Origin of the sequence: Mycolicibacterium vinylchloridicum, from assembly GCF_013404075.1 — a bacterium.
Classification (GTDB): Bacteria; Actinomycetota; Actinomycetes; order Mycobacteriales; family Mycobacteriaceae; genus Mycobacterium; species Mycobacterium vinylchloridicum.
Genome location: NZ_JACBJQ010000028.1, coordinates 76,536 through 85,264, shown reverse-complemented (window position 1 = coordinate 85,264; position 8,729 = coordinate 76,536). Strand labels below are relative to the sequence as shown.

Below are 8,729 nucleotides of genomic sequence, written 5' to 3'. Positions count from 1 at the left end.
CGGCACGGCAACGCTAGCGACACCTCAACGCAGCCGACGACGCTTCAGTTGCCGACCTCGACTTGAGGCTCACAAGGCACAGGCGCGGGTGAATTCGACACTTCTTGATAACACCGATATCCAGTGAACTATCGTGTTCGTCGCCCTCGTACAACACAGGAACGACGTCGACTTCGGTGCCACTGCCCCCGCACCAATCAGCCCCTGGCGGCGGCGATTCGGTCAAGCAGCCACGAACTGATGCCGCCGAGGGCCTCTTTGGCGATTGCCGTCGGATGTCCGGTGAACCCGTGGGGTGACTCAAGGTCGAGCAATATCTCGAGTATTTCGCCGGCCTCACGCCGAGCTCGGACCGAGCTGCCGATCGCCGTCGCGCATGCTTGGCGCTCAGCGCGATGGTCGGCGCGATCGCCATGGCGCGAGCCGTCGGCGACGCCGGTCTATCCGATGACATCCTGTCCGACACGGCGGCGGCACTCAAAGATCTGTAGGTGTAGCAAGTCACCGCATAGCGCTACCGAAGGCGCACCCTATCGAGGCCCAGGCCATCCGAGGGCGGCACCATGCACCTCGGCGACACGCATTTTCGTATCTAGGTTAAAATAATTTCCGCGATCAAGGCAGTGGCACACCAGCATGTTCCACTACCCAGAGGCACAGTTTCTATTCTCTATTAAACCGACTCCGGGAGGCGTCAGTGAAGCTCGGCATGCCGATCACCTACGGCGAGGACTTCGCGCAGACCATCGAGCAGCTGGTCCAGTTCGAGAACGCCGGCCTCGAACGGGTGATGATTCCCGAGGCATATGGATTTGACGCCGTCACGCAAATGGGATTCGTCGCGGCTCGGACCTCCACGCTGGAACTGGCATTCGGCATCCTGCCGATGTTCAGTCGGACACCGACGAACCTCGCGATGACCGCAGCAGGCCTCGACTACGTGAGCGGCGGACGATGCATCTTGGGAATCGGCGCGTCCGGACCGCAGGTGATCGAAGGATTTCACGGTGTGCCGTTCGACTCTCCCGTGCAACGCGCACGGGAGCACGTCGAGATCTGCCGGCTGATCTGGCGCCGAGAGCGGTCTGAATACATCGGCGAGAACTATCGGTTGCCGTCGGCATCTGGAACCGGCCTCGGGAAACCACTGAAGCTCCTGAATCATCCGGTTCGTGAGCGAATCCCGATGGCTCTGGCGGCTATCGGGCCGCGCAATGTGGCGTTGGCTGCCGAAGTATTCGACGAATGGCAGCCGTTCCTGTTCGTCCCCGACCTCGTCGATGAGGCATTCGGTGCCGCACTCGATGCCGGCCGCGCCAAGCGTGACCCGACACTTCCGCCGCTCGGAATCGCCGCACAAACAACTCTCCTGATCACCGATGACCCCGCTCGCGAGGCGTCGGCACTGGACGCGGTACGCCACCACACCGCGTTGTACGTCGGCGGCATGGGTGCCCGAGGCAGGAACTTCTACAACACGCTGATGCGGCGCTACGGCTACGCCACCGCCGCCGAGACGATCCAAGACCTCTATCTCGCGGGCCGTAAGGTGGATGCGGCGCAAGCGGTTCCGATCGACTTCGCACGGCGCTTGGCCCTCATCGGCACCGCGGACTTCGTCCGCGAGCGGTTGGAGGTGTACGCGAAGGCAGGAGTCAGCTGCCTATTGGTCAGCCCCGCCGCCGATTCTCACAGCGAGCGACTCCAACAGATGACCACGCTTCGCGCCCGGCTGTGGCCGGAACGCTGACGGGCTCATCACCCCGACACACCGAGGGACTTGCGCAGTTGCTTGTCGAAGATTCCGCGAGGAGCGAAGCGGCGCATCGCGCTGAGTCGGCGGGCTGAGCCTGCGGGATAGCGCAGCTTCGGCGCGGAGTCCGTTGCGGCGGCGACGATGGCCTTCGCCACGACGGCAGGATCGTCGCCGTTGTTGACCTGGTCGGCCACTGCCTGGTTGGACCGCTCTCGCTGGCGCTCGTATGCCGCGAGCGCGTTGTCCGGTTTTGCCGTGTTGTCGTCGAAACCGGTTCTCGTGCCGCCGGGCTCGACCAGAAGTACCCGGATGTTGTGCTCGCGGACCTCGTGGTCCACCGACTCGGAATAGCCTTCGACGGCGTACTTGGTCGCACTGTAGGCAGCCATGTATGGCGCGGGCATCAATCCGAATATCGACGAGACGTTGATGATGCGCCCGCTGCCCTGTCTGCGCATGTGCGGTAGAACGGCATTCGTCATGCGCATGACGCCGAAGACGTTGATGTCGAAGAGTTTTTGAGCCTGCACGATCGAGTTCTCCTCGCTGGCTCCCGCCAGTCCCATGCCGGCGTTGTTGACCAGTACGTCGATCCGCCCGAACTGCGCGATCACGGCCTCGACTGCGGCAGTGACGGATTCGTCGCGCGTGACGTCAAGCTCGAGGAACGTGATTCCCCGGCCGTGGTCCAGTCCCCCGATGTTGCGACTTGTCCCGACCACCTCGAATCCTGCGTCGACCAATCCGCGGGCGGCGTACTTGCCGAGACCTGAGTTGGCTCCGGTGACGAGGGCGACCGGTCGTGTAGTTTCCATTCGAATTGTTTCCTAACGTCGTCATTGGGGTGTGGGTCAGTTCGGGAGCAGGCCCCTCAGTTCGAGCTTGCCTATCTGGCTGTGTTTTTGTCTAGTCAGATAGTAGAACCCTGACTTTACCTAAGGCAAGTCAGCGTGTCAGTATGGACCTATGCCCTCTCTCACGCTCACCGGCAGGCTCAGTGATCGCGACTCCTGGCGGGCCGACGACTGTTCTGTCGCGGCTGCACTCGACGTCGTCGGTCGCCGCGCCAGTTTGTTGCTGCTACGTGAGGCGTTCTACGGCGCGCACCGGTTCGACGAGTTCTCCCGGCGCGCACAACTGAGCGAGAAGATCACCGCCACCCGACTCAAGGAACTCGTCGACGAAGGGATCCTCGAGAAACGGCCATATCACGAGCCCGGCCAACGCGGTCGTGAGGATTACCACCTGACGGAGAAGGGGGAAGACCTGATGCCGGCCATCCTTGCCCTGATGCGCTGGGGCGACAGGTGGGTGCGAAGCGACGGCGGTCGAGTGGGCCTGTCGCACAGGGATTGTGGAGCGCCGATCGAGGTCGACGTGCGTTGCGAAAAAGGACATTCCGTCAAGGCTGCCGACATTGAGGCCGCGCTACGCACGGAGAGCGGGAGTCGTCGGTCAGATCGGAGTTGAGGACATCGAAAAGTACTTCAGCCGTTAGTCTTTCGACACCACTCGCGTTCAGGGGGACTGCAGCGGCCAGATGTCCAGCGAAGGCCACGGCGTCGGTGAGTAGTCACCGCCCCCGGGGGAACTGATCCTCGCTGTCACAGGCGAAGGGATTCGGCGGAATCGAATACGGCGATCACCAGTAGTAGGGAACACAGCAGCCGTCGGCCCACGGGCAAAGTGAGCACCCGCTAAATATCGCGTGCCATGCGATGGAAGATCACGACGAATGCTGCCAGGTTTGAGCTGACCGACAGATCCGGCAAGGGCAGGGACATCGGATGGACTCCCCGTACGACGCGCTACCTCACCTACCCGCGTTCACCTTGACATCTCGATCCATCACCGATGGTCAGATGCTCGCCAACCCCCAGGTCGGCGGCATCATGGGCGCCGGCGGTCAGGACGTTTCTCCCCATCTGAGCTGGTCCGGATTTCCGTCCGATACGCATTGCTTCACGGTCAGTGTGTTCGATCCCGACGCGCCGACGGCGTCGGGTTTCTGGCACTGGGCAGTCGCCAAGATTCCGCCCGACGTCACCGAACTCACCGCCGGCGTCGGCGACGGCGCCCCTGGCAGTCTGCCGCCTGGCGCTGTCACGCTGAAGAACGACGCCGGATACCGGCGCTATGTCGGCGCAGCACCACCTGCCGGGCATGGTCCGCACCGGTATTACGTGGCCGTACATGCCGTGGGCCCCGAACCACTCGACATATCAGCTGATTCGACGCCCGCATACCTGGGATTCACACTCTTTCGATCCGCCATCGCGCGCGCGGTCATCCACGGTCTCTACGAGCAGCGTTAATCGTCACCGCCAAGTATCCGTCCGCTATTCGATTGGAGCACAACATGAAGATGCGAGCCGCGCGTATGCATGGCTATGACCGGCCGCTGGAGATCGAGGAAGTAGACGTGCCCGAGGTCGGGCGCAACCAGGTCTTGATCAAGGTCGCCGCCACCGGCATGTGCCGCAGTGACTACCAACTGTTGGACGGCTACTTCCGGACAGGCCTTCCCATCGCCTTCCCATTCATCCCCGGCCACGAGGTGGCGGGCACGATCGCCGACATCGGTTCCGACGTCCCAGAATCAGCGGGACTGTCCGAGAACGATCTGGTGATCGTCGACCCGAACTGGGGCGACGGCGTTTGCCGGCAGTGCAACGAAGGCAACCAACAACTCTGCAGCGACGGACAACTTGTCGGATTCGGCCCCAACGGGGGTTTTGCCGAGTACATGCTCGCCCCGTACGACCACGTCCTGCGCATGGCCGGCCAACCCGACCAGCAACCGCAATTTCTCGCACCACTCACCGACGCCGGCGCCACGCCCTACCGTGGCATGAAGAAACTACGGGAGGCCGGCAAGCTCGGACCCGGACGAACCGTCGTCGTCACCGGCATCGGCGGCCTCGGCGGGTATGGCGTCCAATACGCCCGGCTGCTCGGTGCGGGCGCCACGGTGGTGGCCTTCGCGCGTAATGACGAAAAGCTCGATCTAGCCCGCGAATACGGCGCCCACCACACGGTCAACGTCCGTGATCAGTCTGTCGACGACGTCCAGAGTGCGCTGGAGGACAAGACCGGGCGCCGCACGGTGGACGCGGTTCTCGACTGCGCCGGATCAGCCGATTCGCTGGGTCTGGCGGCAGCCATCCTCGGCCCTGAAGGCGCCCTGTCTCAGGTGGGCCTGATGGGTGACACGGTCGAACTTCCGATATTCCCGTTCGTCAGTGGCGAGAAGTCCTACTTCGGATCTTTCTGGGCCAACCACAACGACCTGCAGGAGGTCCTCGCCTTGGCGAGTGACGGACACATCAAGCACCACATCAACACAGTGAAGCTCGATGACATCAACGACACGTTGCAAGCGTTGGGCCGTGGGGACATCGTCGGCCGCGCGGTCGTGGTCTTCGACTGAGTTCATTCCCGACAACAGGAAGGCACAACGATGAGCGTCCCCTACGTTCTCGTGGTCGCGACCAACGCCGCCGTGATCGGCCCCAACAATCGGCAGACAGGGTTTTTCTTTCCCGAGATCGCCCACCCCTTCGACGTACTCGATCACGCCGGTGTCGCGGTCGAGTTCACCTCGCTGGCCGGCGGTAAGCCGCCTGAAGACGGATTCGATTCCACCGACCCGGTGCAGACCAGTTTCCGCGATTCGAAGGCCTACCGCCGGCTCTCCCGCAGTCGCCACTTGGCCGAGGTCGATGTGTTGGATTACGACGCGGTCTTCATCCCAGGCGGATTGGGACCCATGGTCGACATCACGGGCAACCCCCACATCCAGGCAATGGTGAAGAGGGCATGGGACGCCGGCATGATCGTCAGCGCCGTCTGCCACGGCCCGTGCGCATTCCTGGGTGTGACACTCGACGACGGCACGCCGCTGGTCCAGGGGCGCAAACTCACCTCCTTCTCGGCCGCCGAAGAAGACGGATACGCCGCCGATGACGTGCCGTTCGACCTGGAGAAGGCGCTGCGCGACGAAGGCGCACTCTACGAGTCCACAGATCCGTGGCAGCCGAAGCTCGTGGTGGACGGACGTCTGATCACGGGACAGAACCCCCAGTCGGGGACCCTTGTCGGGGAAGCGCTGGTCGACGCTCTACGCAGCGGGCACTGAGTTCAATGTCCAAACCTGTTGTCGTCATAGCGCATTGGCAGATGTCGGCAGAATCAAGTGCCGCAGTCCTTGGTCTCGTCGGGGACCTGGCGGCCCGATCACTTGCCGAGCCGGGCTGCGTCGGTTACGAGATCTTCGAAAGCGTGGACGGGCCAACACAACTCGTCCTGGTGGAGCGCTATGTCGACCGGGCCGCACTCGATGCCCATACGAGATCGGCGCACTATCAGGAGCTGGTCGCCGAGCGGATACGTCCGCTACTGACCGACCGGCAGGTGCACTTCCTCGAAGCCGTTGACGTCGGACAGTCAGACCTAGATAACGGCTGATCACGACATTCGACTACTCAGGACAGGAGTTCGATCATGGCCATCGCGACCACCAATCCCGTTACCGGCGAGGTCCTCAAGACATTCGATGAGCTCTCGCCCGGAGAGCTCGAGGACAAGCTCGCCCGAGCGGCCGCAGCAGCGTCCTCCTATCGTCGGACCACGATCGAGCAGCGGGCCGGCTGGTTGAGCTCGGCGGCCGATGTACTCGAACGCGATGCCGGCACTGTCGGCGAGCTGATCACCACCGAGATCGGCAAGACCCTTCGGTCGGCCGGAGATGAAGTCGGCAAATGTGTTGCTGCGCTGCGGTTCTATGCCAAACGCGGTGCGGAGTTCTTGAGTGACGTCGGCGGCGCCAACAGCGCGGTAGGCGCCCGAAGAACGTACGTCACCTATCAACCGCTCGGCGTGGTGCTGGCGGTCATGCCATGGAATTTCCCTCTGTGGCAGGCGATGCGATTCGCTGCACCCGCCCTGACTGCGGGCAACGTCGGCTTGCTCAAACACGCCTCCAACGTGCCGCAGACCGCCCTCTACATGGAGCAGCTCTTCCGCGAGGCGGGCTTCCCCGACGACGTGTTCCAGACCCTCCTCATTTCCTCGGGAACCGTGGAGCAGGTGCTTCGTGACGAACGGGTCAAGGCGGCCACATTGACCGGCAGTGAGCCCGCGGGACGGTCGGTCGCTGCGATCGCCGGTGACGAAATCAAAAGAGTGGTACTCGAACTCGGCGGATCTGACCCCTTCATCGTGATGCCGTCGGCCGACGTCGAGCGGGCTGCCGAGGTTGCCGTCACAGCGCGGACACTGAACAACGGGCAGTCCTGCGTAAATGCCAAACGCTTCTTCATCCACACTGACATCTACCACGCGTTTCTCGAAGCGTTCGTGACGAAGATGAAAGAGCTGGTGGTCGGCGATCCCATGGAGCCGGGCACCGATATCGGCCCGCTGGCAACTAGGGCGGGCCGCGATGACGTCGAGGCGTATGTGGACGACGCCGTCGACAAGGGAGCCACCGTGCTCGCCGGAGGCACGAGACTCGAGCGGGCCGGGTGGTTCTTTCCACCGACGGTGATCACGGACGTGACCCGCGACATGCGCATGTTCAGGGAGGAAGTGTTCGGCCCGGTCGCCCAGGTTTTCCCGGTGTCGTCACTCGCCGAGGCTGTGGATCTGGCCAATGAGCATCCGTACGGGCTCGGCTCGAATCTCTGGAGCGAGGACGAATCCGAGCGCGTGGCGTTCATCCGTGACATCCAATCCGGCATGGCGTTCATCAACGGCCATACGGCCAGCTATCCCGAAATCCCTTTTGGCGGCATCAAGCGCAGCGGCTACGGCCGTGAACTGTCCGACGTCGGAATGAAGGAATTCATGAACGTCAAGACAGTGTGGATCGGCGAATCGGCATCCCCGACACACTGACCGTTCGAACGCTTGGAATGGAGCCAACATGAGCGTGCGAGACCATCTGAAGAACGGTCCCCTCGGATTCGGATCAGCACCACTGGGCAACATGTTTCGAGACATCCCGGAGGACGAGGCTTCGGCGACAGTCGATGCTGCATGGCAAGCAGGCACCCGATTCTTCGATACCGCACCGTTCTATGGCGCAGGGCTCTCGGAGATGCGTCTGGGGCGTGAACTCGCCCGGTATGAGCGCGACGACTATGTCCTCAGCACCAAGGTCGGCCGCATCATCCTCGACATACCGGATACCAGTACGTCCCAGCACGTAGACGAGGAGGACATTTTCGCCAACGGACGGCCCAACGCATGGGTCTACGACTACTCGCGCGACGGCACCCTCAAGTCGATCGCCGACAGCATGTCCAGACTCGGTGTCGACCGACTGGACTTCGTGTGGGTACACGACATCGCCGAGGATTTCCACGGCGATTCATGGTTGGCAGCCTTCGAAGCGGCTCGAACCGGTGCGTTTCGCGCCCTGTCCGAACTGCGAGACGAAGGTGTCATCGAGGCGTGGGGACTCGGTGTGAACCGCGCTGAGCCGATCGAGCTGGCCCTGGGACTTTCAGAGCCGAAACCCGATGCCAGCTTGCTGGCTGGACGCTACACACTTCTCGACCACGAGCACGCCCTGCAGCGGGTGATGCCGGCAGCACAAGAGTCAGGCGTCGACATCGTGGTAGGTGGCCCCTACAGCTCGGGAATCCTTGCCGGCGGGGACCACTTCGACTATCAGCGAGCCCCTGCTGACATCGTGGCGAGAGTCGCCAAGATCCGTGATCTCACCGCGAAGTTCGACATCCCGATCAAGGCTGCCGCACTGCAATTCTCGTTGGCCCATCCCGCAGTAGCTGCGGCGATTCCAGGTGCCAGCAGACCGGAACGGATCATGGAGGACCACACGGCGCTGGCCACCCACGTGCCTGACGATTTCTGGCACGCGCTGCGGGCCAACAACCTCGTGTCTCCACTGGCTCCCCTTCCCGTCGACGCACACGCCTGATTCAGATACCACATCGCCTCAAGATGT

General features: G+C 62.8%; 9 protein-coding genes. 8 read left to right on the top strand and 1 reads right to left on the bottom strand.

Annotated features, from left to right (window positions below):
- Positions 1-697: 697 nt before the first annotated feature.
- Positions 698-1,750, top strand: a complete 1,053-nt coding sequence (locus tag HPC46_RS22020) for an LLM class F420-dependent oxidoreductase (RefSeq protein WP_325096728.1) — start codon at positions 698-700, stop codon at positions 1,748-1,750.
- An 8-nt stretch (positions 1,751-1,758) separates the two neighbouring features.
- Here the strand turns inward: HPC46_RS22020 and HPC46_RS22015 are convergent, their stop codons facing one another.
- Positions 1,759-2,571: an oxidoreductase gene (locus HPC46_RS22015; RefSeq protein ID WP_179473837.1), complete on the bottom strand. Its 813-nt coding sequence runs from the start codon at positions 2,569-2,571 to the stop codon at positions 1,759-1,761.
- 151 nt (positions 2,572-2,722) lie between these two features.
- On the opposite strand from HPC46_RS22015, the gene HPC46_RS22010 reads away from it, so the two are divergent.
- The 7 genes from HPC46_RS22010 (at position 2,723) to HPC46_RS21980 (ending at position 8,702) form a co-directional block, all read left to right on the top strand.
- Positions 2,723-3,226 carry a winged helix-turn-helix transcriptional regulator gene (locus tag HPC46_RS22010; RefSeq protein WP_179473835.1) on the top strand — a complete coding sequence of 168 codons (504 nt, stop codon included), beginning with the start codon at positions 2,723-2,725 and terminating at the stop codon, positions 3,224-3,226.
- A gap of 317 nt (positions 3,227-3,543) precedes the next feature.
- Positions 3,544-4,071 (top strand): YbhB/YbcL family Raf kinase inhibitor-like protein, encoded by a 528-nt coding sequence (locus HPC46_RS22005; protein WP_179473833.1) that lies wholly within the window; start codon positions 3,544-3,546, stop codon positions 4,069-4,071.
- A 44-nt stretch (positions 4,072-4,115) separates the two neighbouring features.
- Complete coding sequence (locus HPC46_RS22000) at positions 4,116-5,186, top strand: NAD(P)-dependent alcohol dehydrogenase (protein WP_218894510.1); 1,071 nt, start codon at positions 4,116-4,118, stop codon at positions 5,184-5,186.
- Between the two features lie 30 nt (positions 5,187-5,216).
- A complete protein-coding gene (locus HPC46_RS21995) occupies positions 5,217-5,894 on the top strand; it encodes a type 1 glutamine amidotransferase domain-containing protein (RefSeq protein ID WP_179473831.1) in 678 nt (225 codons plus the stop codon).
- 5 nt (positions 5,895-5,899) lie between these two features.
- On the top strand, positions 5,900-6,223 hold the full coding sequence (locus HPC46_RS21990) for a putative quinol monooxygenase (RefSeq protein WP_179473829.1): 324 nt from the start codon (positions 5,900-5,902) through the stop codon (positions 6,221-6,223).
- A gap of 36 nt (positions 6,224-6,259) precedes the next feature.
- A complete protein-coding gene (locus HPC46_RS21985; protein WP_179473827.1) occupies positions 6,260-7,654 on the top strand; it encodes an NADP-dependent succinic semialdehyde dehydrogenase in 1,395 nt (464 codons plus the stop codon).
- A 28-nt stretch (positions 7,655-7,682) separates the two neighbouring features.
- Positions 7,683-8,702 carry an aldo/keto reductase gene (locus tag HPC46_RS21980; RefSeq protein WP_179473825.1) on the top strand — a complete coding sequence of 340 codons (1,020 nt, stop codon included), beginning with the start codon at positions 7,683-7,685 and terminating at the stop codon, positions 8,700-8,702.
- The last annotated feature ends 27 nt before the right edge of the window (positions 8,703-8,729 follow it).

Bases quoted from the DNA above. Each gene is read 5' to 3' on its own strand.
- HPC46_RS22015 (WP_179473837.1), bottom strand. From the start codon at position 2,571: ATGGAAACTACACGACCGGTCGCCCTCGTCACCGGAGCCAACTCAGGT.
- HPC46_RS22010 (WP_179473835.1), top strand. From the start codon at position 2,723: ATGCCCTCTCTCACGCTCACCGGCAGGCTCAGTGATCGCGACTCCTGG.
- HPC46_RS22005 (WP_179473833.1), top strand. From the start codon at position 3,544: ATGGACTCCCCGTACGACGCGCTACCTCACCTACCCGCGTTCACCTTG.
- HPC46_RS22000 (WP_218894510.1), top strand. From the start codon at position 4,116: ATGAAGATGCGAGCCGCGCGTATGCATGGCTATGACCGGCCGCTGGAG.
- HPC46_RS21995 (WP_179473831.1), top strand. From the start codon at position 5,217: ATGAGCGTCCCCTACGTTCTCGTGGTCGCGACCAACGCCGCCGTGATC.
- HPC46_RS21990 (WP_179473829.1), top strand. From the start codon at position 5,900: ATGTCCAAACCTGTTGTCGTCATAGCGCATTGGCAGATGTCGGCAGAA.
- HPC46_RS21985 (WP_179473827.1), top strand. From the start codon at position 6,260: ATGGCCATCGCGACCACCAATCCCGTTACCGGCGAGGTCCTCAAGACA.
- HPC46_RS21980 (WP_179473825.1), top strand. From the start codon at position 7,683: ATGAGCGTGCGAGACCATCTGAAGAACGGTCCCCTCGGATTCGGATCA.